This is a genomic window from Phormidesmis sp. 146-20 (genome assembly GCF_052939475.1).
The window spans coordinates 254,069-279,144 of sequence record NZ_JBJPHT010000002.1; the positions used below are offsets into that span (position 1 = coordinate 254,069).

A 25,076-nucleotide genomic window follows, 5' to 3' on the forward strand; every position below is an offset into this window, starting at 1 on the left:
GTTATGAGTTTGTATTAAGCTATGGCAAACCCAACCGTAGAAAATTTGGTCATTATTGGTTCTGGCCCAGCAGGATATACGGCAGCCATTTACGCAGGTCGTGCAAACTTGAAGCCTGTCATGTTTGAGGGCTTTGAGGCGGGAGGGCTGCCAGGCGGACAGTTGATGACGACGACCGAAGTCGAAAATTTCCCAGGCTTTCCAGAAGGCATCACGGGGCCCCAACTGATGGATCAGATGAAGGCTCAAGCCATCCGCTGGGGCACTGAGATGCACATGGAAGATGTGACCTCTGTCGATTTTAGTCAGCGTCCGTTTACGATTCGCTCAGAAGAACGCGAAGTCAAAGCCCACAGCGTTGTGATTGCCACAGGTGCCACAGCTAGACGGCTTGGGCTACCCTGCGAAGAACAGTTTTGGAGTAGAGGCATTTCAGCCTGCGCGATTTGTGATGGGGCGACTCCTTTGTTTCGAGGCGCGACGCTGGTAGTGGTAGGCGGCGGAGACACAGCCGCAGAAGAGTCAATTTATCTAACCAAGTACGGCGATCGCGTCAACATGCTAATCCGAACGGACAAAATGCGGGCGAGCAAAGCCATGCAGGATCGGGTGTTGAGTAATCCTAGAATTACCGTCCACTGGAATACCGAACCTATCGATGTAGTGGGCAACGATGAACATATGACGGGCGTAAAAGTCAGAGACACCAAGACGGGCGAAGAAAGCGTGATTGACGCAAAAGGACTGTTTTATGCGATCGGTCACAAGCCCAACACGGCTCTGTTTGCAGGACAGCTAGAACTGGATGAAGTCGGCTATATCGTCACCAAACACGGGTCAGTCGAAACCAGTGTCGAAGGCGTTTTTGCGGCTGGAGACGTTCAAGACCACGAATTTCGGCAAGCCATTACAGCAGCAGGAACAGGCTGCATGGCGGCCATGTTGGCAGAACGCTGGCTCTCATTCAACAACTTGGCGCAAGAATTTAGCCAAACCGAGAAGCCGATCGAAGAAGTTCCTCATGCAGAAATCGAGATTCCCATGACGACTGAGGTGAATGTTGCGGCAACTCGACATGCAGGCGGCTTTGCGCTACGGAAGCTTTACCATGAGAGCGATCGTTTGATTATGGTCAAATACGTGTCTCCTAACTGCGGCCCGTGCCACACCTTGAAGCCAATTCTGAACAAGGTCGTCGATGAATTTGATGGCAGAATTCACTTCATCGAAATCGACATCGACCAAGACCCCGACATCGCTGAATCAGCAGGCGTGATGGGCACTCCTACGATTCAATTCTTCAAAAATAAGGGGATGGTCGCCGAAGTCAAAGGCGTTAAGCAAAAGAGCCAATATCGCGAATTGATTGAGAGCAATCTTTAGGAGGGAGAACTTCGACGATCTGTTCTCCCTTTGGGGGTAATCCGCTTTGCGATGAGGGATGAAAGGGGATTTTAGGTCTTCAGGGTCGATTGTTTAGCAATGCTGAACTTTGAGTTTGAGTTGAAGTCCTCTAAGATTGTCTTCTAAACCCATCCTTCCTCCCTCATGGCTCTGAATCTCCCTCGATCTCTCCGAGTTACCCGCAAGGGGTCGTCCTTCCTTAATTTCTCTGAGCGTCCTAGCCTGTCGTTAAAAATGATGCGGGTGGGGGCGCTTTTGACGTTGATTTTTGTGAGTATTGCGCTGCTGGCTCCGCTGTTTCAAATGATGGGAGCGCTGCAAAGTCCAACTGAGTTTTTAGATAATTCCCCTCACGATTCGCCTTCGATTAGCCACTGGTTTGGGACGACGAGTTTGGGCTATGACGTGTTTTCGCGGACGCTGTTTGGAAGTCAGGCTGCGCTTCAGGTGGTGATATTGGCGACGACCCTGAGTTTGATCATTGGCGTTCCGTTGGGCATGGTGAGCGGCTACCTGGGTGGACGGCTCGATCGCTTCCTCCTCTTCATCATGGATACGATCTACACACTGCCGGGATTGTTGCTTTCGGTGACGCTGGCCTTTGTCGTAGGGCGGGGGGTTTTGAATGCGGCGATCGCCCTCAGTATTGCCTACGTTCCTCAATATTATCGAGTCGTCCGTAATCAGACGGTCAGTGTCAAGACAGAGTTGTTTGTCGAAGCGGCTCAAGCAATGGGAGCTTCCACCTGGCGAGTCCTTTCTCGATACTTATTTTTGAATGTGATTCAGAGTGTCCCTGTCTTATTTACCCTGAATGCGGCGGATGCCATTCTCACATTGGGCGGTCTGGGGTTTCTAGGGTTAGGACTGCCAGATGATGTTGCCGAATGGGGACACGACCTGAGACAAGCATTGGATGCCCTCTCAACTGGGGGAATCTGGTGGACGGCGCTCTTTCCAGGGTTGGCGATGACGCTGATGGTTATCGGACTGTCGCTTTTGGGTGAAGGGTTAAACGAATTGACCGATCGCCAAAAAAGATAAGTCCTATAAGTTCTTCGTTTGAGCACGCTTCTAAAAAACAAAAGCGAGTCACCCAGTCTATCCTGAGAAAACTCGCTCTCTATCATGATGATCACATTGTTGCAGTCTAAAAACAGTGTTGATGCCCACCGAAATAGAAGCTAAGACTAGCCTCTCTTCTACTCCAGCAGGCACCACGCTGTGGGCTAACTGCCCACAAATGATAGAGAACTTAACCCTAGCCAACACCCTGACTCACCGAAGGAATTAGGAGTTAGTCGTTTGAGTTGCCAAAAGCTGCTTGAGCTTCTCAAGGTCTTGTGCCCAGCGGGGATCGGGCTGGATTGAGTCTGGGTCAGAAGCGGCGGGGGCTGTGCGACGAGTTTTGTTGTTGTTGCCGCCACCACTGCCACCTTTGCGACGACCGCCTGCCACAGGCGCAGCGCCCACAGGAGCGCTTACCACAGCACCCTCGGTGTCTTCACCTTTCTCTTTGGCGCGAGGTAAGGCCTTCTCAATTTTGATGACATTCTCTTTAACTTGAAAGCCATTGAACTTTTCGATTAATTCATCAGCAAGTTCATCAGTTTTGACCGTGACGAAGCCAAATCCGCGACATTTTCCGGTCTTACGATCGGTAATAATCTTGGCAGATGCATTGTCACCTGCTTCAGCAAAAACAGCTTCGAGTTCTTGCCGGGTTAGATCTTCGGGCAAATTGCCGACATACAAACGAATGGACATAATGGACACCTCCAGACTTGATCCTAATACACTTGCGTTGAGAGCGTTGACTTGATGTTGGCTGAGGACGGGCTAGACAGACATCTTAGAAACCACCAGGCTCTTCCCCTCACCAACCAGAGCGATCGCTCGTTGCCAGACAGTCTCAGGGTCGGGCTGACGATCGCTGGTAAGGAGACGACGAAATTTGGTCAGTGCTGGAGGGTCGAGGTTTAGCATCTTAACTGCTTCCTCGGATGTTCTTGCCATTCATTAAGGTACCATGCAGGCTCGCGCTCAGGGGGGCTAATTGGTAGATTTCAGCCTTTTGTTCTAGCTCTAGCGTCGCAATCAACGGTCTGTTTCGAGGTTTTTCTATCCAAAAGTAGACAATAAAAACCAGCCTTGGTTTGGCTGGCCAGCTTGCTGTGTTGGAAGGAAAAAACTGATACCAAGACCATCAAACCAAACGATCGCAAGAGACAGGATTGAGCCATGCCTGGAAGTATCAGCCCTCTTGTTAAGAAATGTAATACCTTTGCGAAAGAAACGCAACTATTCTTTACATTCCAACTTTGTCTTGAGTCACTACTAGCGTCCTTAAAGAATGAGTACGATCGCGACCAAGATCGCCACGCCTGCGAGAACGGTAGACCAGATTTGATGACCGCTGCGGAGGGTTCTATTAGCTGTGCGAATTGAGTTCACATCGATCCAGGGAGTAGCACCCCGACGAAACCACCCTGTAACCAGGACGGATTGATTAACCCAATCGACGGGATGAGCAATAAAAAGGTTGCCGATCGCGCCCAGTTGAGAAACGTAGTGGAGTTTGATACAGCCTGTCGAGGTTTGTAGAATCAAGTCCTGTCCGAGCCAGTTGCCCAGTCCAGAGCGTCCAATTAGGGTGCCTTCGAGTTGAACAAGTGGGCTATCGATCGGGACTGCATTTGGCTTAGTCACAAGATCCGATAGAGAGGAGTCTAATGGCTGAGTGCTCTTTGTCAGGATGTCTGGAAAGAAAGCATTAAATCGGAGAAAGGTGCCTAGCCCAAACCCCAGCAGCATAAAGCTGATAAATAGATCGTAGTCGCTGGCCAGCCAGGTGAGTTGGTCAATCCCAAATTGATAGAGAATTTGAGCGACAAACCAAAGAATTTGAGCCACCAAGTAACCTAGCAAAACGCCAAAAAACGGCGCACCTTGAAGCAGGATTCCCCGACTGGCAACTGGGTTCTGAGCTTCGAGATCCAGTTCGGGGGACAGTTGCCAGTGGTGAGCGTAGTTGGTGATCCGTTGGAGGCGATCGCCCATCAGGGGATGAGAATTATTCAAGGCTAACCAGCGGCGATCGGAATTCACTTGATCCCACATTAGTAACGATTTTATTGAAGTGTGGTGATACAAGCTGCCTAAATGGATCGGCGCATCACAGCCCATCGGGGTCAGCAGGTCGAAGGCTTGGAGCAAGTAGTCGGTTTGCTGATGGGTTTGGGTTGTTTGAGCAGTGCCGACAGTCACTTTTAATAAAGCGCGAGTCAATGCGTTGGGGTTGCCCGTCAGATTACAGGCAGTCCGATCGCTGTATTCCAAACGTTGCCTTGAGAGCCACAATCCCGACCAGCGCAGCAGCCAATAGAGTCCGTAGCTGAGAGAAGCGACGATCGCACAAAGGTTTCCACCGATCTCTAACAGAATGGCAATTAGCCGATTTTCTCGCCGTCTCAGGTTGCTTCTTGCTTTTAACCAGCTTCCGGCTCTTGCGGTTTGCCAGTATAAGGTGTAAGGAAATTGCAGGACGAGCGTGACCCAGGACAGCAGACAAAAATCCCAGTGAAGAATGTGCGCCAGTTCGCTGGCATAGAGAGTCGCGATTTCATCATCGGTCAGATGGTCGAGCAAGCCTTGACTAACCACCACTCGCGCAACTTTTGGGTGACACCCGTAGCTAAAAGAGAGCGGAATATCGGTCGGCAAAAGGCTCAACTGAGGCAGCGGCAGTTTTTGCTGTTGGCAGACGCGCTGAATCAATCGATGGGACTCTGGGCTGTACTGTCCTAACGTCGCCGTAGACAGCGGTTTCATGCCATACAGTCCTTTGAGCAATCCGTCTAATAGCCAGGGCGACAGGACAAAAAGAATAATTAGTCCCAGAAGAATCGTGAAAAAGGGAATTTCGACCGACTGAATGGGGGCGCTCCATTTGAGAACGCTGGTGATAAATCGTGTCCAATAAACCGGAATCGTGGCGATCGCTCCATACAATCCACTGACCAGACCAAAAAGTGCGATCGCGGTGCCCAGTTGTGCCCATTGCAGTCGAGCCGGGTGTAATTTTTTGAGCGGTTGCCAACGTTGGAGACGAGCGGGGGATTGAGGTTCAGAAGTTGGGGGTTCAGAAGTTGGGGGTTGAGGAATTGGGGCGATCGGGCGATCAAGCGGTTGCGTAGGGTCTTCGCTGCCAGAGAATTCTTGAGAGGCGACCGGGGCAATGGGGACAAAGACCGATCTCTCCGAGTTACCCGCAAGGGGTCGCTCCGCTCTAATCTGAGCCGCTTCTTGAAATGGGACAAACCCAGTTGAGTCCGGTTCCTCTAATGCGCTGCCTTGCTTGCCTGCTTCCCAAATTTCGCCCAGCGCTTGAGTCGCCCAAGCTCGCACCTTGACATTTTCGCTACGGTTCAATTCTCGGCAAAGGATAGCTGCTTTTTTGGCTCGACCGCTTCGTGCATAGGCCATCACCAATCCCATCTGAGCCTTAGTTGCATCGGGACGATCGAGCGCACCCGCCTGGGCAGCTAAAAACCGCTCCAAAAGCCTGATTGCTTCTGGATAGTTGCCCTGCTTCACGGATGACAAACCTGCTTGTAAAACTTGGTTGGCATCAGCCGAATTGGAGGAAGTCATAACGTTTTGGTAGATTCACAGCGATTTCAGGAAGAAAGAAGAAGGGATGAGGGATGAAGGATGAGGGATGAAGTGAATTGTATGTCTTCGGTTGGGAAAAGTGGACAGCGATCGATCAACTCACCCTAAAGCCTCTTTCCTACAATCCACCCAAAACTCGTCACCTATTTTCGCTCAAGTTCAGATCTTTTTTCATCCCTCATCCCTCATCCCTCATCCCTCATCCCTCATCCCTCCTAAAGCGCCATTGGCTCCTTACCCGACACCACAGGGGCGATCGCGCTCAACTTTAATTCTGGATGGTCTGCCTGGAGTTGTTGACAGTTCCATTCGTTGCGAAACAGCAGTACGGGGCGTTCCCAACTGTCTTTGACAGTCAGCGTGTTAAAGATTCGTCCCACTTTTTGCAAGGACTCCCAGCCGCCATCCACCCAGCGGGCTACGGTGTAGGGCAAAAATTCGACCTGGGTTTCGACTCCATACTCGTTTTGCAAGCGAAATTGCACGACCTCAAATTGCAGTTGACCCACCGCCGCCAGGATCGGATCGCGCTTGGCATCGTCGGCAGAATACATGATCTGGACTGCGCCTTCTTCTCTCAATTCAGAAACGCCTTTGCGAAATTGCTTGAACTTAGACGGGTTGGGGTTTCTCAAGTAGGCAAAAATCTCAGGAGAGAAACAGGGAATGCCTTCGTATTCGAGCTTTTGACCGTTGTAAATGGTGTCACCGATCGCAAACACGCCTGGATTATTTAACCCGATCACATCGCCCGGATAAGCTTCCTCAATGACTTCTCGATCTTGAGCAAACAGCTTTTGAGGACGCGACAACCGAACTGTTTTTCCGGTGCGCGCATGGCTGACGGTCATATCTTTTTCAAATCTGCCAGAGCAAACTCGCACAAACGCCACACGATCGCGGTGTCTTGGATCCATATTGGCTTGCAGCTTGAACACAAATCCCGAAAACTCTGGATAGGTCGGGTCAATTTCGCCCTGAGTGCTGGTGTGTCCGCCGGGTTTGAGGGCGTAGTCCAAAAAGGCATTGAGAAAGGGTTCGACTCCAAAGTTGGTCATGGCGCTGCCAAAAAAGACCGGAGTCATCTGACCGCAATGCACCGCTTCAAGATCGAGTTCGGGGCCGACCCCTTCGACCATTTCTAATTCGTCTTTGAACTGGTAATAGACCTCTTTATCAACCAGTTGTTCGATTCGCGGGTCGTTGAGATCGATGGTGGTGTCGATCGCTTCTCGACTGCCGTGAACGCTGCGCTCAAATAAGTGAACTTTTTTCTCACGCCGATCGTAGACACCTCTAAACTGGTCACCTGTGCCGATCGGATAGTTGACCGCATAAGTCTGCAAGCCCAATTCTTGCTCGATTTCATCCATCAGTTCCAGCGGTGTGCGACTGGGACGATCGAGCTTGTTGACAAACGTAAAAATGGGCAGCGATCGCAGCTTACACACCTCAAATAATTTACGGGTTTGAGGCTCCAATCCTTTGGCCGCGTCGATTAGCATGACAGCATTGTCAGCGGCCGCCAGCGTCCGATAGGTGTCTTCACTAAAATCTTGGTGACCTGGGGTGTCGAGCAGATTAATTTGACAGTTTAAATACTCAAATTGCAGCACGGTTGACGTAATTGAGATACCGCGCTGCTGCTCCATTTCCATCCAGTCAGAAGTTGCGTGACGCTGGGCCCGACGAGCTTTTACCGCGCCTGCTTCATGAATTGCGCCTCCATAGAGCAGCAGTTTTTCGGTGAGCGTGGTTTTTCCTGCGTCAGGGTGAGAAATGATGGCAAAGTTGCGCCGCCGATCGACTGCTTGCTGCAATTCAGCCTGGAGTTCAGTGGACATGCTTAGATGGGGAGAGATAGATTCAAGAAACGATCAAGGGATACCAACAAGTGATACCAATTCGCGGCTGGCGCTACAAGTCTCAAACTTTAGGCCTTAGACATTCGATTAAAGTCCAGTGTCTAGAGTCTTAAGAAGTGAATTGGTCTTACGATACCTCTTTAAAGATAGCGAGGAAAGGTTTGTTAAGGGCGATAATTCTGATCGGGAAACCGTCGATCGCGCAGTGTTGACTCTTTTGATAAGTCCCTTCGATAGAAAGCGGAAGGTTAAGATCATGGAAGACGTTGCTCAACGAAAGCTGTTATCAGCCGTCTGTCACGGTTCAATTTTCTTTAGCTCGCTGATTGTGGCGATCGGGATTCCCATAGCGATTCTCTTGGTTTCAGAAGACCCAGTTGTCAAAGAAAACGCTAAAGAAGCAATCAACTTTCACATTAATTTGTATATCTACGGCATTCTTTTCTCTCTGCTGATTTTTGTGTTGATTGGGATTCCTTTGCTGGTTTTGCTGGCAGTTGCTAGTTTTGTCATGCCTATTATTGCGATCGTCGATGTCGCGAGTACACCTAACAGACCTTATCGATACCCCTTCATCTGGCGATTGCTTTAAAACACGTTCCTCTCTTGTCCGTGAAATTACGGCTTCTTAATCAGAACTTCACTAAAGTGTGACAAATTTTGCTCAATTTACTTTGTAGAATATGTGAGCAACAGTAAGTCTTATAAAGTCCTCTACCGTTGGACAGCCTACTTCAAGCATCTACCGAACTTAGCAAAACACACAGTAGACTCCCGTGAAGACTTGAACGCTGAGGATTTCATTCAGGTCTCATCGCTGCTGCATAGCTCTCTGTGTTCGTGGTAAGTCGGAGCGATGTCGTACTTTTTTATACAAGAAAATAATGAGCCGCTTCAGTGGTTTAGAGGCGACAGTTTCGTGCGTCGGAGGCGATCGTCATGAGAGAAATTAATGGGTCTACTGATCCTTTGCTGACCATCAGCCCCAAGCTTAATAACACTCGATCTCCCCTCGACCCCAAGCCGAATAACGGGCAAGGATATCGCTCCTCCGCTTCGGGCAAAACGTCAATTGCCGCCGTGCAAACTGCCTCCACTCCAGAGCTTTTTTGGTACAACACGAGCACAGCAGCGACGACAACCTGGGTGATGGATGGAACCACGAAAGTGGGCGATCGCCGCCTCATCCCCCTCGCGCCGCTTACCGACCTTAACTGGAACCCAGTCGGCATAGGAGACTACAACCGCGACGGGCAAGACGACATTCTCTGGCGCAACCGAGCCACTGGACAAAACGCCTGGTGGGTGATGAAGGGCGATCGCGTTCAGTCTGTGGCCTATTTAATGACGGTGACTGACCTTAACTGGAACGTGGTCGGTACTGGAGACTACAACCGCGACGGGCAAGACGACATTCTCTGGCGCAATGCTGCAACGGGTGACAATCTGTGGTGGGTGATGAACGGCACAACGATCGCCAGGGTAGGATCTGTGCCGATCGAAAAAGCTCTGTCCAAGACGATCGTCGGGGTGAGTGATTACAACCAGGATGGGCAGCTTGACCTGCTGTGGCGAGACTCGGCGACGGGCGAAAATCGCTGGTGGGTGATGAATGGCAATACGACTACAGATCGACCCCTCCTGCCGCCCGTTGCCCCTGACCTCAACTGGGAAGTCGCTGGGGCAAGTGATCTCAATCGTGATGGTCAGAGCGATCTTGTCTGGCGCAATACGGTCACAGGTGACAACACAATTTGGTTGATGAACGGTACTTCGATCGCGGATGCTGTCACCTTACCCAAAGCCGATCCTAAGCTGCAACTCGTTGGCTTTCTCAAGGGCACTGTGGCTCCTAGGGTGACCCCGACTGTTGCAATTGCGGCCAACCTCGTCGCTGCTCAAAGTATCGATATGAGGGCGATCGCCCAAAGACAACCTTCTGCCAGCTTTTCGTCGAGCGATCGCGTTGACGGCAGCAACCTCAGTGATTTCTATCGCTTTAACGTGTCGCAATCGGGTGTCTTTAGCGCCAATTTGACTGGGCTAACGGGGGATGCTGATGTGCGGCTGATTCAAGATAAAAATCAGAATGGCGCGATCGACTCCGATGAAATTCTCGCGTGGCAATGGGAGCGGGGCACCATCAGCGAATCGATCCGGCGCTTTCTATCCACAGGTGACTATTTTGTGCAGGTGATGAGCTACGGCGGACAGACTGCCAGTTACGCCTTGGGGACAAGCTTCGCCGCCGCTCTATCAGACCCCCAAGCGTTTGAATTTGAAATCAGTTTTGGGCAAAGTCTGAGTGGGATAACCCAAGCTACCAAAGACGCAATCACCTCGGCTGCTGCTTATTGGGAAGGCATTATTACCTCTCGCAGTGCGATTACTCGTTCTGGCCCGCTAAAGATCTTGATTCGCGGGGAGAGCCTCACCAACTCAAACGGAACGCCGGACACGGGCACGCTGGCACTTTCGGGGCCTGACTTTGACCTAGACGGCCCCAATCTCGTCATCAGTGGTGGAAGCAGCACGATCAACCTGCGACGGTTGGCTGAGTTTGATGCTAATCCTGGCTACCTGCGAGAAATCATGATCCACGAGTTTGCTCACATTTTGGGCTTGGGCACGCTGTGGGAACCTGCGAGATTCAGGAACTCAAATGGCACGATCTTTTCGATCGGCAAAAATCTCGTCAATCGAGCCACTTCAACCTACAGCGCCAACTCATATGCAGGTTGGGCTTATGGAGAGTTGTTGGGGACGACTGGACAGGTGGCCGTTCCGATCGAGCCACAGGTTTTTGCCCATTGGGACGAGAGCCGCTTTGATGCAGAACTGATGACCCCCTTTGCAGAAACCCCTGGAGTGACGACTCCGACCAGTAAGCTGACACTGGCAGCTTTACGCGACCTGGGCTGGAACATCAATATGGGGGCGGCTCAGGCTTATACGCTTCCGGGGACAGCGGCGGCCGCTCCTATTCAGACGGCGATCGCTAGCAGTGGGACACGGGCCGCCTATCGAAGCAGTTGTGGCTGTGGTAGCTGTCTGGCAGCAGCGTCACGAATTCATGCAGTCAGCGGGCTTTCGGATGCTTTTCCACAGGTTTAGCGTTGATTTCTTGAACGCTTTTTTAAAATAAAACTGCCCACGACCTGAATTGAGGTTATGGGCATAGGGACAGTTAAACGCTTGGTTGTATTGTCATCAAATTTTCTCGCTTTGAGCCATTCTCTAGGACGGTTGATAGAGTGTCCATTGATCTGACAAGGTATAGGAGTTTCGCCTCAAGTCTGAAGCTCCTTACTGGATCAAAATGGCGGTTGCAAACGCGATCGCAAGCACTTTATCAGATCTTTTGAGCATAGGTTCGATGAATTTTTTCGCTTGGGTATAGTGCTTTGCCTCCAACCTTTCAATTTCGGAGGACTTTGAGACAAGAATTTTAGTTGCGGGGAGATTCATTGAGTTGGGGTTAATTCAGGGCTGTGGAAGAAATGGGATTTTGGATCAATTCCGGTTTAGCGTTTCTTAGCGTTGAGAAATATAGAGAGCCTTTTGAATCTGTGAATGCGGTTGCTTGGGTCGATCGCATCTTTCAGGACATCGACCCTCGTTTCAGGCGGTTTTGGGATTGAACGGGTTGAGCATTGTCTCGTCTCCTGATCAAAAACGGTTCAGGTTGTAGATTTGCCAGTAAACTATGCCGCTAGGACACCTTTTGTTCCCTGGAGACCATGACCTTTCTTTCTCCGCTCTATGGCTTATTTTTGCTCTGCGTCATTGGCATTTATTGGTCTGTGCAACAGCAGTGGTTGCGATCGTGGCTGCTTTTTCTCACCAGTCTGATTTTCTACGCCTCGCTGCAAGCTCAATATATTCCTCTTTTATTGGCGGCGACCTATAGCAATTTTATTTTGGGGCGGGCGATCGGGGCCCCTCCGGATTGGCGTATCGAAGATTGGCAGTTTGCTCAACAAGATTGGAATCGTCGTCGCCTCAAGCTGCTCTGGTTTGGGGTGGTGATGAATGTGCTGCTGTTAGTCAGCTTTAAGTATGTGCCGTTTATTTTGTCGTCGATCGGCGGTCTTTTGGGCTGGTCAAGCGGGTTTCCCGCAGCGAAGCTGTTTGCTCAACAAGGTGCCAACTGGACAGACCAACATCTGATCGCACCGTTGGGGCTGAGTTTCTTTTGCTTTGAGTGTATTGCTTATCTGGTGGATGTCTATCGAGGCGCACCCGCCACCCAGGAATTTTTGGATTTTTCGGCGTACAAGCTGTTTTTTGCCAAGCTGATTTCGGGCCCGATCGTTCGCTATCATCCGTTTGCCGAGCAGGTGCGATCGTTGAAATTTCCGCGAGTTGACCAGATTGCGGAAGGGCTGTGGCTGATTGCCTGTGGTGCGATCAAAAAGGGACTGGTAGCCGATCGCTTGGATATTTTTGTCCGGCTGAGTTTTGACAATGTGCAGCGGGCTGGAAGCGGAGATTTGTGGCTGACTATTTTTGCTTATGGGTTGCAGCTTTATCTCGACTTTAGCGGCTACGTAGATGTGGCGCGGGGCAGTGCGTTGCTGTTGGGCATCAATTTGCCGCAGAATTTTGACTTTCCCTATTTCAGTACGAGTATTGCTGATTTTTGGCGACGCTGGCACATCACGCTGGGCGACTGGTTGCGAAATTACCTTTACTTTCCGTTGGGTGGGTCGCGTCAGGGGTTGGTTCGCACTTGTGGCAATTTGGTGATTGTCATGTTGATTGCGGGTATTTGGCATGGGGCTGCTTGGGGGTTTGTGCTATGGGGAGGACTTCACGGTCTGGCGCTGGCCGTTCATCGATTGACGGATCTTTGGGCACAGCGATCGCCCTCGGTTCAGAAATTTTGGCAAAGCATTCCTGGGGTTCTCGTCGCCTGGTTGTTAACTCAACTGATGGTGTTTGCCGCCTGGATCTTCTTTCGCTTGCCCAATCTTAAGGATTCTCTTTTTGTCGTTCAAAAGCTGTGGGGACAGACGGCAGATATTCAGTTTGCTCAGAAAGTTTATGGAGAAGCGATCGGGCTGTATCCTCCTCAGATTTTTGGGGCGCTGTGTGCGATCGGCTTTTGTATGGGAGTTGCCTATCTGCTGCAACGCAATCTCAAACTACAACTCACCTGGCATATCAAGCTGTTTCTGATTCCGCTCTGTTTGTTTGCGGTGTGGCTGCTGGCTCCCGAAGGAGGGTCAAGATACATTTACTTCGATTTTTAGCGTCCTGTTTGAAGTTTCAAAGTCCCCCAGACTGGGGGATTTAGGGGGCGAGGCGGACTGGAACGGAGCGACAAAAATCTGTTCATGACTCCTTTAGAATTGCTATATTTCAAACCGCAATGGTTCTATTTCAAACCTGAAATTTTCCGGTTTGAAGTGGATTCACACGATGCAAAGCTCTACCAACCACGAAAGAGTTATCAGTCAACCAGGGCATCATTCTTAAATTTTGAGACAACCCACATCTCATCCTGCATCATGGAAGTAGAGTTTCTGAGAGCAACGTCTAATGAGTCAGGAAACGATATCGATCGCGGTGCAGCCGCCCAGTCATTCTGAAAATACGCGCACTCGATTTTGGGGCACCGTCACCCTGTTAGAAGAAGCCAAGCGCTATCGCATCAATCGCATCGAACTCAAGCCCGGACATCACATCACCACGCAAATGCACTACCACCGCAGCGAACATTGGGTCGTCGTTTCGGGGACGGCAAAAGTGATTTGTGATGGAGATGAGAAAATTTTGATCCAAAAGCAATCGACTTACGTCCCGGCTTGTACGGCGCATCGGGTGGAGAATCCGGGTGTGATTCCCTTGGTGCTGATCGAGATTCAAAACGGTGAGTATCTTGGAGAAGATGACATTACTCGCTTTGAGGGCGACCCTGAAGATGAGAATCGTATCAAAGACCAGTCTAAAAATTAGAACTAAGAGTTGAAACCATGAGTCCTCAAGTGATTCAACAATTGCCGATTCCGGGCCATTTCGATCGCGCCAAAGTCGGCGATGTCTGGCGGGTGCCTTATCAACAGCGAGCGATCGACGCAGAAGTTTGGGCAAAACAAAACGGCATTCGTCCGGCGGCTGACGATCGATTTCGGGTGTGTCTACTGGCGATCGATGTGCAAAACACCTTCTGTATCCCAGAGTTTGAGCTATTTGTAGGCGGACGATCGGGGAGAGGGGCGATCGACGACAATCACAGACTTTGTGAATTCATCTACCGCAACCTAGGTCAGATTACCGAAATCGCGCCGACGATGGACACTCACAGAGCGATGCAAATCTTCCATCCGATTTTTTGGATCAATCCAGCGGGCGAACATCCCATCCCGACAGCGACGATGATCACGCTAGACGATGTAAAAACGGGCGCATGGAAGGTCAATCCAGCCGTCGCTTATAGCCTGGGAAATTACGAATCGCTGCAAAGTCATGCGCTCCATTACACGCAGCAGCTAACCGACAATGGCAAATATCCCCTAACAGTTTGGGCGTATCATTCGATGCTGGGCGGAATTGGTCACGCGCTGGTGTCCGCCGTCGAAGAGGCGATGTTTTTTCACTGCATTGCGCGAGGCAGTCAGACAAATTTTGAAATCAAGGGCGACAACTCACTGACTGAGAATTATTCTGTCTTGCGTCCCGAAGTCATGAATGGCGTAGATGGTGTGGCGATCGCTCAAAAAAACAGCCGTCTGATCCAAAAACTGCTCAACTTTGATGCCGTCATCATTGCGGGTCAAGCCAAAAGTCACTGTGTCGCCTGGACGATCGCTGATCTATTGACCGAGATTCAAGCCATCGATCCAAGTTTGGCTAAAAAAGTTTACCTGCTAGAAGATTGCACGTCTCCGGTGGTGGTGCCGGAAGTGATTGACTTTAGCGATCAGGCAGACCAAGCCTTTGATCAATTTGCCGAGGCAGGAATGCACTTAGTTAAATCCACCGAACCCATGAGCGAGTGGCTTTTAAAGTAGAAAATAAAGTAGAAAACGTGCTTTCACACTCCAGCTTTAAAAATTTGGTCAGCCGTTAGCTGAAGATTTGGGAAGGTTGTCGAAAGGATTCGCGCTGCTTCGCAGATACCGCAAGGGTCGTCCCCTCGAAATTGCTGAACCTGATACTCACCATCCATTAACTGATAGATAGAAATCGTCGGAGTTTTGGGAGAACCAATATAACGGACGGCTCCTAACGCTTTGAAGTCTACAATCCAATACTCAGCGATTCCAAACTTCTCGTACTCGGCTAACTTGATCAGATAGTCATCTTGCCAATTGGTGCTGACCACTTCGATCACCAGAGGCGCAGATTCTCCCCGGATAATGGTTGAAGCTTTCTCCCATAACGGCTCGGTGGATAGAGATTGTCGACCGAGTACCACTAAATCCGGTTTGTAAGCATTGCGAGACGTGTTGGGTTTGACGGTACAAGTTCTCGGCAAAAAATAAGGCAACTGCTGACGACGAATCTCAAAATTTAACTCAGCTACCCCAAATGCAATGACTTCTTCATGGCTGCCAGTTGGATTCACCTCAACCATTTCTCCATTGATCAACTCATAAATGCCGCCATCGTCTGGATACTGCGCTAAAAACTCTTCAAAAGTCAGAGGATTCGCGAGTTGAATCATAGGAATTTTCCTCTAAATCTGACACTTAAAGCTGACACTGGGGGCAAAAATGGGACGATCGTCCCGCCAGTTTCATCCGTTTGATCGTCGTCTCGCAAGTCTTACAGGCTTCTCCATCGCGACCGTAAACCCACGCCATGCCACCATAGTTGCCATTCACACCCGACACATCCCGAAAATCGCTAAACGTGGTGCCTCTCGCAGCGATGCTGTCTTGCAAAACTTGAATGACCTTCGATCGCAACCGTTTAATCTGACTTTCCTGTAAATCAGCGCACAGCGTTTTGGGGTGAATGCCGCTCAGGAAAAGGGCTTCATCTGCATAAATATTGCCGACTCCTGCAACCAACGCTTGATCGAGGAGGGCTGTCTTGATCGATCGCTGTCGATTCTTCAATTTTCCTGCAAAATAGTCGTCTGAGAACTCTGTTGAAAAGGGTTCGGCTCCCAGGCGTTGCAGTCCCGTGATGATCGTTTTAGGGTCATGCGCGATCGGCACCCACCACATTTGCCCAAAGGTTCGCTGATCCACAAATCGCAGTTCTCGCTCGTTGGGAAAAAACAGCCGGACTCTCGTGTGTTTATGCAACGGTTCGTCTTGACTGACCCAGAGAAGCTGCCCCGTCATTCGCAAATGAACGCCCAACCAAGACGAATCTGAAGCATTTTCAGGCGTGAGTTCTGCCAGCAAATATTTTCCGTAACGGTGCCACTGAGCGATCGCCATCCCTTGCAGTCCTGTCAAAAACTCGACGCTGGAATGGGGATGAGCGACCGTGCGATCAAGCAACACCTCGCCCCCTTGAATCTGCTGGTTCAGCGTTACCTGATTTAAGCCAATGCGAACCGTTTCAACTTCAGGAAGTTCTGGCACAAAAATAGACCCTAGACAGGAATGAAAAACGAAGGATTGAAAATGAACGGCTGGGTTCATCCTCTCTTCATTTTGACTCATTCCGTCTAAGGCCTTGAGATTGAATTGTCGGAGTGAGTTACCGAGCTTCCGTTCCCTGGTTAGCATCGCCCTGTACTTTGGGGCTGCCGCTGGGGGTTTCTGAGGTTGAGCTTTGTTTGGCTGCGACCCCGCTTCCAGTTTGACGAGTTGCCGCATCGATCGGGGTTTGCTTGCCACCGGGCATTGTTGCAGAGGGCTTCTTACTGGGTGGTGCAACCTCTACAAGCTCGCTCTTGGCGAAGTTGTTGGTGTTAACCCCGGAGTAGCTCACCTTGTCAAACCGAACGATAACATCGTATTTGATGCCACTTTGGTCGATCGACGCAACGGTGCCGACATCTTGAAACCAGTAGGATTCTTTGCGAAGGATACGAACTTTAGAACCACGCTGAACCATGAGTATTTTTTCCTTTTATGATCAAACTTCAACTCATACAGCCAATTGTCATCACTTTACTATGGAGTGGAAAAGCTTCGACTCTCAAGGGCTTGGGTTGAAACAAACCGAAACAATTGGGAAGAAGTGAGGAGTAAGGGGTGAGGCGTGAGGAGAGGGTTTGAAATTCGCCCATGTTCTTGCACTCAGTTTTGATCTTTTGGGTAGCTTCTGCCTCGCCATTGGGTAGGGGTGCGAGTTGAGGAGAGGAAGATTCGCAACACGGCGATCGGATCAGCCAGCGGTGACAGCCAAAACAACCAGGCAGATTGGGCTTGAGTACGATCGTAGGAGGGAGCGATCGCCCAATTCAACGCAATCCGAGTGGCGACTAAAAAGCCGTTTAGTCCGAGGGCTGTCAGCGCAGGAATTGTGGTGTTGCCGCTACCCACTAATAGGGCGGACAATATCAACATCGGTAGGGGCAAGCCTTGAACGGCCGTCAACAGCCACAGATCGCCCCACACTTGACCCGGCGAAGCCGCATCCTTGAGATCGAGCGATCGTCCCCATTCATTCCAGGTTTCTAACGCGCCTTCATACATTCGCACTCTCAGCACTCTTGCGCCATCCAAAAATCCGACTCTAGCTCCGCTGGCGGCGGCAAATCGGGCCAGGGTGACATCATCACAAAAAGAATTTCGAGCACTGGTGTAGCCATCTAACTGAACGAGCAGCGATCGCCGACAAAAGAAACATTGCCCATTCGCCATAATGCGCTCTGGAGCGTTGCCTTTTTCTCCGGCTGGCCCAAACCGATACACCAAGGTCATCAATAGGGCGGGTTGTAGCCAAAGCTCACCGGGATACTTTAAGACAAACTGAGGTGACAGAGAAATCAGATCGTAATTTTCGGAGTAGGCTGTCTCGATCAGGCTGGCGACCAACCCAGGGTGAGGCTGTGTGTCTGCGTCGATGCCCAAAATCCATTCGCTGCGATCGCGACTTGCCAAAAATCCAGAATGCAGCGCCCACGGGCGACCCACCCAATCAGACGGCAGCGGATCATCGTTGATTAAGCGAAACCGTGGGTCAGCTTTTTGGGCCGCTTTCACCAAATCGGGCGTGCCATCTGTGGAATGACTATCGACGACGATAATTTCTCGCACTTCGTAGCTTTGCCGACTTAATCCATCTAGACAGGGCGCAATGCGGTTGGCTTCGTTGAGCGTGGGCACGACGACACTGACCAGACCGACTGAATCTGGGGCAGGCGATCGTGGTTCTAGAGGCGGGTGACGAGTGGGCCCCTTGAGCAATCGGGAAAGCAAAATGGCCACTGCGGGAAGCTGAATCACCAGCAGCGCCAAAAATCCAGCGTCCTGAGTTGCATACGTCTCATTGAAACTGACCACTCCCAGACAAAACACCCCAAATTCCGTTACTATCGTCAACCCCCGACCCTCGCATGTAAGTGATGAAGCAATTTGTGGCACTCATTTCTGAGCATTATTTCTGAGAATTATTTCTGAGAATTACTTCTGAGAAATCACCGAAACCACAGGCGTATCTTGTTTTTGCAAAGAGGATTGTAGGGCATTTTCTAGCTGAGTGGCGGTCGAAATCGGTTTGGCAATCCACCAGAGAACGATCGCAGGCACCACACCCAACAACACACTCAAAGCCGTCGGAATCCAAAATCGAGAATCTAACTCAGCGACGGTAATGATCGCCCCAAACGCAAAGTTGATCAGATAAACCGCCAACGGGACGGTGAGTTGACTTCGGCTCAAGTTCAGCGGCGCTTTGCCCCAAAACAGAGACGCAACCGACATAAAGACTACGCCCGTCCCAAACCAGCCCGACAAGTTGCGGTAAGGCATTCCAAAAAACGCACCTAACTGTTTAAATTCCCAGAAAGGATAGGGAGTTTGGCTCATCGCGGGGTCAAGCACAAAGTCCCATGCCGTTAGTAAGACAGAACCAAGGGCGATCGCTCCCACCAGTCGCGCCCAAACCGGAAGTTTCAGGCTTTCTAACCCTGCTCTTGCCAACACATAACAAGCCAGCCCCACATAAAACCAGGACAGCGGAATCGTAAACGGCACCAGACCCGCAATCTTGTAGCCCAATCCGCTCAGATAGCCATACTCACCAAACGGAAAGCCCGTGCTGGTTCCCAATAGTTCGCTACCCAGAGACAAAAAGATCGACGGCAGCATAAAAGTTAGCCAGTGTCGCAGACCCAAAACTCGGTAGGCGTAGAGGGCGATCGTCACAGCACCCAGCAGAATGTAAGCCACCCCTCCGTTTGCCATACTCCAGCCAAAGGCCGTTTGACCAAAAGGCGGCAGGGCTTGAATAAAATCAGCATTGGGCAACACCAGCAATAGGCCTGCCAACCCAAACGCCAATGCCAAAGTGTGACCAACCAGGCAGAAGCGCTCAATCGTCATCAGTTGCTTCATAGGACTCCTCAGAAAATGGGGCACGCTAAACGCTTGCTATACAGTTTACAAATCTTTAACCGATTTCTCTCATTCGATCCGTGTTTTCTCAGAATTGGGGCGAAAAGGGAGGGGTGAGGGATGAAGGAAACCTTTGTTCCGCTTCGCGAGGAGGGATGAAAAGGAAGCAGTGGCAAGTCGTCGAGTCATTCACCCGGTTTCGCTCGTCTGTAGCCTTTTGATAGCGACGTTCTGAAATTTCAAGATTAATTGGAGAATTACCCTTCCTCCCTCCTCCCTCCTGCCTCATCCCTGCTAAAATCCCCAACAGTTCCTCGCTGTTCTTGGTTAGAATAGCAGCCCTCACCCTGAAGCGATTCGCTGAATGACTCAACTCAATAGTGCATTCACCCTTTTTCTGAGCTTGTTGGTCGAGGCAATCCCCTTTTTGTTGCTGGGGGTATTGTTTTCTGGCTTGCTGCAATTTTTTGTGGATGAGCGACGATTGCTGGCAATTTTACCGAAGAATGCTCTGCTGGGCGCGTTTGTCGGAAGCTGTATCGGTTTTTTGTTTCCCGTGTGCGAGTGTGGCAATGTGCCTGTGGCGCGGCGATTGTTGATGCAGGGTGCTCCAGTTTCGGTGGCGATCGGTTTCCTGCTTGCGGCTCCGACCATTAACCCGATCGTTTTTTGGGCGACATGGACAGCCTTTCGTGATCAGCCAGAAATTGTATTTTTCCGCATCGGATTTTCTTTGCTGATTGCAACTGTAATTGCCTATATTTTTAGCTTTCAAAAAGATCTGCGTCCCTTATTGCAGCCCAGTGTAGCCACGGCGATCGCTGTCCGACGCAAGCGAGACGTACCGGAACTCTCAATTTTGAGTACCAATCAACCTTCTTTGCTTCAGTCAGGAACCTATTTTTTGGGACAATCGGCCAAACCTCTGATCACTGACCCAGCCGAGCTACAAGCGGCCATGGTCGGCATGAAGCCCACTCAATATCGACTCAGACTGCTGCTCGAAAACACGATTCAAGAAATGCGCGAACTGGCGGGTGTGCTGGTCTTAGGAAGTGCGATCGCTGCCCTACTCCAGGTTTTTGCCCCGCGTGAAGTCATTCTGAGTCTGGGTCAAGGCCCTATCACCTCCATTTTGGCCATGATGCTTTTGGCGGCGGTCGTCTCTATTTGCTCAACGGTCGATGCCTTCTTTGCCCTTTCGTTTGCCTCCACGTTTACCAGCGGTTCGCTCGTCGCCTTTTTGGTGTTTGGCCCGATGATCGACCTCAAAGGCATCGGTTTAATGTTGTCCATCTTCAAACCGAGAGCCATCTTCTACCTCTTTGCCCTGGCCGCCCAACTCACCCTGGCTCTTACCCTCTTTCTCAACCTATACGTAAGTTGAGCAGTCAGAAGTTGGCGTTCAGAATCAGTCCAGACTACTAAATCCAGAATTCCAAACCCTCATCCCTCATCCCTCCCCTATGTCCCGCAACTTCTCCCGCTTTTTGCCCTGGTTGGATGTGTTGGCGATCGCCGCCTGGGGTGGTCTGTTGCTCAAATACTGGCTTTCAGAGCGGCTTTATTTGTTAATCCACCCGAGCTATATGTGGCTGACGGTGGGGGCTGGGTTTTGTCTCCTGGTGATTAGTGGTCTTAAAGCGGTGGTGCTGTTGACCAGTCGGCGTGAGCGTCAAGGGCCGCCTGTGCAACATCTGAGCCTGTTTCCGCCGGGGTGGAGTAGTCTATTGCTGTTGGGAATGGCGATCGCAGGTTTACTCATTACCCCGCGAGCTTTTGCCAGTCAGACGGCCCTCGATCGAGGCGTGACGGATGCCATTACGCTGACGCGGGTCAAACCTCAGACTTTTACAGCCTCCTCTCGTACCGAAGATAAGACGTTGATTGATTGGATTCGGACGCTCCAGGTGTATCCCGAACCCGATGCCTACACAGGGCAAAAAGCAAAAGTTCAGGGATTTGTCGTCTATCCGCCCAATGTGCCAGAGCAATATTTTTTAGTTACGCGATTTGTGATTACCTGCTGTGCAGCGGATGTATATCCCGTGAGTTTGCCCGTGAAGTTGACGAAGGGCGATCGTAATGCCTACAAGCCTGATAGCTGGCTAGAAATCGAAGGGCAAATGGTGACTGAAACCTTTGAGGGCAGACGGCAGCTAACGATTCAGGCAGCCAACTTAAAACCAATTCCTGAGCCGAAGAATCCCTATAACTACTAAGAAAGGGATGAGGGAGGAGGGATGAGGGATGAGGGATGGGGGATGAGGGATGAAAGAATCGCTCCAAGCGCAGTTGTATACCTGTGGACTTCTCTTCGATCGCCTCTTTTTAAAGATGACAAACACTTCATGAATCAATGTGTCTTGATCAATGCAGAGTGAGTGATTTTTAACGCATACATCTATACAAAGATAGAGAAAGGAGGGCTTGGGTAAAGCATAATTTTTGCATTTATTTTGCAGCCTCAAGGGTTGTAGCCTGTTGGTAATTCTGAGAGAGCTTGGTCAATTTATTAAGAGTTATTAATTTGCTCTTAAATAGTGAAGCCGCCGCAATTTTTCTTAATCAATAGAGTATTCTGGTCATTTTTTTAATAAAAGCTCAAAGGGTCGCCCCACAACCGATCGACGGCTTAAACCACGCAAAAGATACCCTTCATACTCTGGCTACGTTAAATAAATCAATCATGAGTGTCGCGATTGTGCGTGTGAATTTTCATAAAGTAAGCTTCACTCATCTAGAAGGTTTCCTTATACTAAATTTCACATCGGTGATCTTCGGGGATCGCTACAAAGCCTTTTCAAAACTATCAATAAACCCTTAGCTCTGGGAGAGAGAATCATGGCATTGGCACAAGGTCAAAGTTTTAAAAGTTTCTATTTCTTAACGATGATCAAAAGCTTTTTGATCTGGACTTTTACGCTCACTGTTTGCATGATCGTGATTGGTTTTCCAGCATTGGTTTTAGTGGTTTCAGTGGGCGCTTTGTTGGCGGTGACTTTACATGCCTTGATGCCTTTTAGTGCAGTTTTATTGATTACCGTTGGGATGATTGTCATTCACGCAGTTGGGATTATGTTGGGAGCCGCATACCTGACAAGTCGAGGAATTCATCCTCAAGAAGTCGAATGGTTGCGTTGGCTTCATGGTCAAGAAGACCCCCTTCATACATCCGTTTATGCGGCTTGCCCGCTCACCTGCGACCTCAAGTTTTAGCGTTGAAAACGGTTGAGTTGTGATGTGAAAAGGTTTAGAGAACGTACTTTGAATGTGTGGAGTGTTTTGCTTCTCTAATTCTGATTAGTCATCGGTTAACAGGTCCTGACTGCCCAGCTTCGGCTGGGTTTTTTATTGGCTAATTGAGTTTGAGGATGAAACCGATCGTGGCATTGATCGCGCTCGCACTTTTTGAGCAATCCAGGATTAGCAAGACTTTTTTGCACTCACAAAACCTGTCGGATCTTTGGGGTAAGCTTCAGAAAGCTGGGGAAGGTTGAATTTCTCGATCGCCTGCCGCCCTGTTCCATGATTCAAAATTCTTATGCTCAAGTTTCCCATTCCCGTTTGCATCATCGTGGGCACTCGTCCTGAAGCGATCAAAATGGCTCCTGTGATTCAGGCCTTCAAGCGATCGACGGTGTTTGATACCCAGGTGGTTTTGACGGGTCAACATCGAGAAATGGTCGATCAGGTGATGCAGTTGTTTGATCTAACTCCTGACCACGACCTGGCAATTATGCAGCCCAAACAAACGCTGACCGATATCACCTGCTGGGCGCTGCGCGGACTGGAAGATCTGTTCCAAAAAATTCAGCCCAAAATGGTCTTAGTCCAGGGCGACACGACGACCGCGTTTGCGGCAGCTTTAGCCGCGTTTTATCAAAAAATTCCGGTGGGGCATGTCGAGGCGGGATTGCGTACCGAAGAATTATTTAATCCGTACCCCGAAGAAGCCAATCGGCGGCTGGTTTCTCAGATTACCCAGCTTCACTTTGCGCCCACCGCTTTATCAGTCGAACATTTGCAGCGATCGAGCGTTCTGGGTGAAATTCATCAAACGGGTAATACGGTGATCGACGCACTTTTGGCGGTTGCCGATCGTCAGCCGACCTGTGAAATTCCTGGCTTAGAGTGGGGTAACCATCGCACAATTTTGGCCACAGTTCATCGCCGCGAAAATTGGGGACAGCCGCTCCAAGACATTGCCCAAGGCTTTCTAAAAATCTTGAATCAGTTTGATGACACGGCTCTCTTGCTGCCGTTGCACCGTAACCCCACCGTACGAGACCCTTTGACGGCGATTTTGGGCAGCCATCCCAGAGTATTTTTGACCGAGCCACTCGACTACACTCAACTCGTCGGAGCGATGCAGCGCTGTTATCTGTTGCTCACCGATTCGGGTGGCATCCAGGAAGAAGCGCCAAGTTTGGGTAAGCCTGTGCTGGTGTTGCGAGAAACGACCGAACGCCCAGAAGCCGTCATAGCCGGAACTGCAAAACTGATTGGGACAAATCCTGACAAGATTTTTGAAGCTGCCAGCAAGTTGTTGAGCGATCCGCAAGCCTATCAGGTCATGGCGAATGCAACCAGTCCGTTTGGAGATGGGTATGCAGCCGATCGCATCCTACAGATCGTTGAAAAGTATCTGCACTAGCTTCGCAAAAGCTCACTCCTCTGGGGGCGGTTCTGGACGTTCTTGCTGTTGATCCAGAAGGGCTTTTTTTGAGTCTTTAAGCTGATTCCACAGGTTTTTGATTTCTCTGTAAGCGTCCTCTGGCGGGATTTTGCCTCCCGTTTCTAGCCCACAGAGCAGCGATACGCGACTGGCAAATTCTTGAAGGTTGGCGTTGAAGGCCAAATGTTCGGGTGTAAATTCGCCTCGATAGCGCCCGATCGGGGTTAAAAGGTCTTGTTTCTCGATTTCTTTATTGTCAACTTCTTTATTGTCAACCACGAGTTTTCTTTGGGTGTAAGGTTTAGGGACAATCTCAACATCGAGTCGCTTCCGCTAACTTAATGGTAAGTTTAATCCCGTTTAAAGGAAATCGGGACATAGCCAGTCACAAAGCATTTTTTAGCACTGCGCCTATTTGCTCGATCGCTTCGTCAACATCTTTTGCAACAAAAACCTGATCTTTCGCTAAGTCAGTAAAGAACCTTTGGCTCATCACATCATCGTTCAGAAGAATGATTTGCTTGTTGGCCTTGAGCGCCAGCGCAATTTCTGAAACGGTTCCGACTCCCATTCCACAGGCGATCACCACTCGGCTTGACAACACGTTGATGTTATTGCGGGCATTTCCCAAATCAGTGACGATCGCGATATCCACCGCCGGAGATGGACAAGTCTGAACATAGGGGAGAATGCCGATCGTCAGTCCTCCAACACTTTTTGCGCCTCGGCTGGCTGCATCCATCACACCGACTGTTCGTCCCCCTGTGAGAACGATCCAGCCTGCTTGAGCAATGCGTTGACCCAATTGGTAAGCGCGATCACAATCTGCCTGAGTCGCGTGTTCTCCGGCTCCCATTACACCGATAATTATTTTGCTCATCAGACCATAAGGATTCTTGGTCTCTCTGAGTGTAATAAGTTAGTAGGACGGTGAGACGGGTCACACTACAAAAAGACTCGACCTTTAAGACTCGACCAAGACTT

General features: G+C 50.1%; 22 protein-coding genes. 11 read left to right on the forward strand and 11 right to left on the reverse strand.

The window, feature by feature from the left end:
* The first annotated feature begins 21 nt into the window (after window positions 1-21).
* Window positions 22-1,383 (forward strand): thioredoxin-disulfide reductase, encoded by a 1,362-nt coding sequence (gene trxB / locus ACKFKH_RS03330; protein WP_446856810.1) that lies wholly within the window; start codon window positions 22-24, stop codon window positions 1,381-1,383.
* A gap of 165 nt (window positions 1,384-1,548) precedes the next feature.
* A complete protein-coding gene (locus ACKFKH_RS03335) occupies window positions 1,549-2,448 on the forward strand; it encodes an ABC transporter permease (protein WP_446856811.1) in 900 nt (299 codons plus the stop codon).
* A 246-nt stretch (window positions 2,449-2,694) separates the two neighbouring features.
* Here the strand turns inward: ACKFKH_RS03335 and ACKFKH_RS03340 are convergent, their stop codons facing one another.
* The 4 genes from ACKFKH_RS03340 to prfC form a co-directional block, all read right to left on the reverse strand.
* Window positions 2,695-3,171: an RNA recognition motif domain-containing protein gene (locus tag ACKFKH_RS03340; RefSeq protein ID WP_446856812.1), complete on the reverse strand. Its 477-nt coding sequence runs from the start codon at window positions 3,169-3,171 to the stop codon at window positions 2,695-2,697.
* Between the two features lie 72 nt (window positions 3,172-3,243).
* Window positions 3,244-3,390, reverse strand: a complete 147-nt coding sequence (locus tag ACKFKH_RS03345; RefSeq protein WP_446856813.1) for a hypothetical protein — start codon at window positions 3,388-3,390, stop codon at window positions 3,244-3,246.
* A 360-nt stretch (window positions 3,391-3,750) separates the two neighbouring features.
* Entirely contained in the window at window positions 3,751-6,057 is a 2,307-nt protein-coding gene (locus ACKFKH_RS03350; RefSeq protein WP_446856814.1) for a M48 family metalloprotease, read from the reverse strand.
* 236 nt (window positions 6,058-6,293) lie between these two features.
* Window positions 6,294-7,922, reverse strand: coding sequence for a peptide chain release factor 3 (gene prfC / locus ACKFKH_RS03355; RefSeq protein ID WP_446856815.1), 1,629 nt, complete (start codon window positions 7,920-7,922; stop codon window positions 6,294-6,296).
* A gap of 277 nt (window positions 7,923-8,199) precedes the next feature.
* Between prfC and ACKFKH_RS03360 the strand changes: the two genes are divergently transcribed.
* From ACKFKH_RS03360 to ACKFKH_RS03380, 5 genes are all read left to right on the forward strand, one after another.
* Complete coding sequence (locus tag ACKFKH_RS03360; RefSeq protein ID WP_446856816.1) at window positions 8,200-8,535, forward strand: DUF4870 domain-containing protein; 336 nt, start codon at window positions 8,200-8,202, stop codon at window positions 8,533-8,535.
* Window positions 8,536-8,882: 347 nt separating this feature from the next.
* Window positions 8,883-11,057, forward strand: a complete 2,175-nt coding sequence (locus ACKFKH_RS03365; protein ID WP_446856817.1) for an FG-GAP-like repeat-containing protein — start codon at window positions 8,883-8,885, stop codon at window positions 11,055-11,057.
* Between the two features lie 626 nt (window positions 11,058-11,683).
* Window positions 11,684-13,198 carry an MBOAT family O-acyltransferase gene (locus tag ACKFKH_RS03370; RefSeq protein ID WP_446856818.1) on the forward strand — a complete coding sequence of 505 codons (1,515 nt, stop codon included), beginning with the start codon at window positions 11,684-11,686 and terminating at the stop codon, window positions 13,196-13,198.
* 289 nt (window positions 13,199-13,487) lie between these two features.
* Window positions 13,488-13,904: a phosphomannose isomerase type II C-terminal cupin domain gene (locus ACKFKH_RS03375; RefSeq protein WP_446856819.1), complete on the forward strand. Its 417-nt coding sequence runs from the start codon at window positions 13,488-13,490 to the stop codon at window positions 13,902-13,904.
* Between the two features lie 17 nt (window positions 13,905-13,921).
* On the forward strand, window positions 13,922-14,959 hold the full coding sequence (locus tag ACKFKH_RS03380; protein ID WP_446856820.1) for an isochorismatase: 1,038 nt from the start codon (window positions 13,922-13,924) through the stop codon (window positions 14,957-14,959).
* A 23-nt stretch (window positions 14,960-14,982) separates the two neighbouring features.
* Here ACKFKH_RS03380 and ACKFKH_RS03385 read toward each other — a convergent pair whose 3' ends face one another.
* The 5 genes from ACKFKH_RS03385 to cruF form a co-directional block, all read right to left on the reverse strand.
* Window positions 14,983-15,615 (reverse strand): Uma2 family endonuclease, encoded by a 633-nt coding sequence (locus ACKFKH_RS03385; RefSeq protein WP_446856821.1) that lies wholly within the window; start codon window positions 15,613-15,615, stop codon window positions 14,983-14,985.
* 25 nt (window positions 15,616-15,640) lie between these two features.
* Window positions 15,641-16,489 carry a DNA-formamidopyrimidine glycosylase gene (locus ACKFKH_RS03390; RefSeq protein WP_446856822.1) on the reverse strand — a complete coding sequence of 283 codons (849 nt, stop codon included), beginning with the start codon at window positions 16,487-16,489 and terminating at the stop codon, window positions 15,641-15,643.
* Between the two features lie 118 nt (window positions 16,490-16,607).
* Window positions 16,608-16,967, reverse strand: coding sequence for a photosystem I reaction center subunit IV (locus ACKFKH_RS03395; protein ID WP_446856823.1), 360 nt, complete (start codon window positions 16,965-16,967; stop codon window positions 16,608-16,610).
* A gap of 185 nt (window positions 16,968-17,152) precedes the next feature.
* The gene (gene cruG, locus ACKFKH_RS03400) at window positions 17,153-18,400 is read right to left on the reverse strand and encodes a 2'-O-glycosyltransferase CruG (protein ID WP_446856824.1); all 1,248 of its coding nucleotides are present in this window, start codon (window positions 18,398-18,400) and stop codon (window positions 17,153-17,155) included.
* Between the two features lie 81 nt (window positions 18,401-18,481).
* Window positions 18,482-19,414, reverse strand: a complete 933-nt coding sequence (cruF, locus tag ACKFKH_RS03405; RefSeq protein ID WP_446856825.1) for a gamma-carotene 1'-hydroxylase CruF — start codon at window positions 19,412-19,414, stop codon at window positions 18,482-18,484.
* A 364-nt stretch (window positions 19,415-19,778) separates the two neighbouring features.
* On the opposite strand from cruF, the gene ACKFKH_RS03410 reads away from it, so the two are divergent.
* From ACKFKH_RS03410 to wecB, 4 genes are all read left to right on the forward strand, one after another.
* Window positions 19,779-20,801, forward strand: a complete 1,023-nt coding sequence (locus tag ACKFKH_RS03410; RefSeq protein ID WP_446856826.1) for a permease — start codon at window positions 19,779-19,781, stop codon at window positions 20,799-20,801.
* 79 nt (window positions 20,802-20,880) lie between these two features.
* Window positions 20,881-21,636 carry a TIGR03943 family putative permease subunit gene (locus ACKFKH_RS03415; protein ID WP_446856827.1) on the forward strand — a complete coding sequence of 252 codons (756 nt, stop codon included), beginning with the start codon at window positions 20,881-20,883 and terminating at the stop codon, window positions 21,634-21,636.
* A 622-nt stretch (window positions 21,637-22,258) separates the two neighbouring features.
* Window positions 22,259-22,633, forward strand: coding sequence for a hypothetical protein (locus tag ACKFKH_RS03420; RefSeq protein ID WP_446856828.1), 375 nt, complete (start codon window positions 22,259-22,261; stop codon window positions 22,631-22,633).
* 325 nt (window positions 22,634-22,958) lie between these two features.
* Window positions 22,959-24,071, forward strand: a complete 1,113-nt coding sequence (gene wecB / locus ACKFKH_RS03425) for a non-hydrolyzing UDP-N-acetylglucosamine 2-epimerase (RefSeq protein ID WP_446856829.1) — start codon at window positions 22,959-22,961, stop codon at window positions 24,069-24,071.
* A 12-nt stretch (window positions 24,072-24,083) separates the two neighbouring features.
* On the opposite strand, the gene ACKFKH_RS03430 is transcribed toward wecB, so the two are convergent.
* Window positions 24,084-24,371: a DUF7219 family protein gene (locus tag ACKFKH_RS03430; protein ID WP_446856830.1), complete on the reverse strand. Its 288-nt coding sequence runs from the start codon at window positions 24,369-24,371 to the stop codon at window positions 24,084-24,086.
* A gap of 106 nt (window positions 24,372-24,477) precedes the next feature.
* Entirely contained in the window at window positions 24,478-24,972 is a 495-nt protein-coding gene (locus tag ACKFKH_RS03435; protein WP_446856831.1) for a TIGR00725 family protein, read from the reverse strand.
* Between the last annotated feature and the right edge of the window lie 104 nt (window positions 24,973-25,076).

Coding starts and splice junctions, on each gene's coding strand:
- ACKFKH_RS03340 (WP_446856812.1), bottom strand. CDS start 3,171: ATGTCCATTCGTTTGTATGTCGGCAATTTGCCCGAAGATCTAACCCGG.
- ACKFKH_RS03415 (WP_446856827.1), top strand. CDS start 20,881: ATGTCCCGCAACTTCTCCCGCTTTTTGCCCTGGTTGGATGTGTTGGCG.
- ACKFKH_RS03385 (WP_446856821.1), bottom strand. CDS start 15,615: ATGATTCAACTCGCGAATCCTCTGACTTTTGAAGAGTTTTTAGCGCAG.
- ACKFKH_RS03410 (WP_446856826.1), top strand. CDS start 19,779: ATGACTCAACTCAATAGTGCATTCACCCTTTTTCTGAGCTTGTTGGTC.
- ACKFKH_RS03365 (WP_446856817.1), top strand. CDS start 8,883: ATGAGAGAAATTAATGGGTCTACTGATCCTTTGCTGACCATCAGCCCC.
- ACKFKH_RS03360 (WP_446856816.1), top strand. CDS start 8,200: ATGGAAGACGTTGCTCAACGAAAGCTGTTATCAGCCGTCTGTCACGGT.
- ACKFKH_RS03345 (WP_446856813.1), bottom strand. CDS start 3,390: ATGCTAAACCTCGACCCTCCAGCACTGACCAAATTTCGTCGTCTCCTT.
- ACKFKH_RS03350 (WP_446856814.1), bottom strand. CDS start 6,057: ATGACTTCCTCCAATTCGGCTGATGCCAACCAAGTTTTACAAGCAGGT.
- ACKFKH_RS03435 (WP_446856831.1), bottom strand. CDS start 24,972: ATGAGCAAAATAATTATCGGTGTAATGGGAGCCGGAGAACACGCGACT.
- ACKFKH_RS03375 (WP_446856819.1), top strand. CDS start 13,488: ATGAGTCAGGAAACGATATCGATCGCGGTGCAGCCGCCCAGTCATTCT.
- ACKFKH_RS03395 (WP_446856823.1), bottom strand. CDS start 16,967: ATGGTTCAGCGTGGTTCTAAAGTTCGTATCCTTCGCAAAGAATCCTAC.
- ACKFKH_RS03370 (WP_446856818.1), top strand. CDS start 11,684: ATGACCTTTCTTTCTCCGCTCTATGGCTTATTTTTGCTCTGCGTCATT.
- ACKFKH_RS03420 (WP_446856828.1), top strand. CDS start 22,259: ATGGCATTGGCACAAGGTCAAAGTTTTAAAAGTTTCTATTTCTTAACG.
- cruF (WP_446856825.1), bottom strand. CDS start 19,414: ATGAAGCAACTGATGACGATTGAGCGCTTCTGCCTGGTTGGTCACACT.
- trxB (WP_446856810.1), top strand. CDS start 22: ATGGCAAACCCAACCGTAGAAAATTTGGTCATTATTGGTTCTGGCCCA.
- wecB (WP_446856829.1), top strand. CDS start 22,959: ATGCTCAAGTTTCCCATTCCCGTTTGCATCATCGTGGGCACTCGTCCT.
- ACKFKH_RS03335 (WP_446856811.1), top strand. CDS start 1,549: ATGGCTCTGAATCTCCCTCGATCTCTCCGAGTTACCCGCAAGGGGTCG.
- ACKFKH_RS03380 (WP_446856820.1), top strand. CDS start 13,922: ATGAGTCCTCAAGTGATTCAACAATTGCCGATTCCGGGCCATTTCGAT.
- prfC (WP_446856815.1), bottom strand. CDS start 7,922: ATGTCCACTGAACTCCAGGCTGAATTGCAGCAAGCAGTCGATCGGCGG.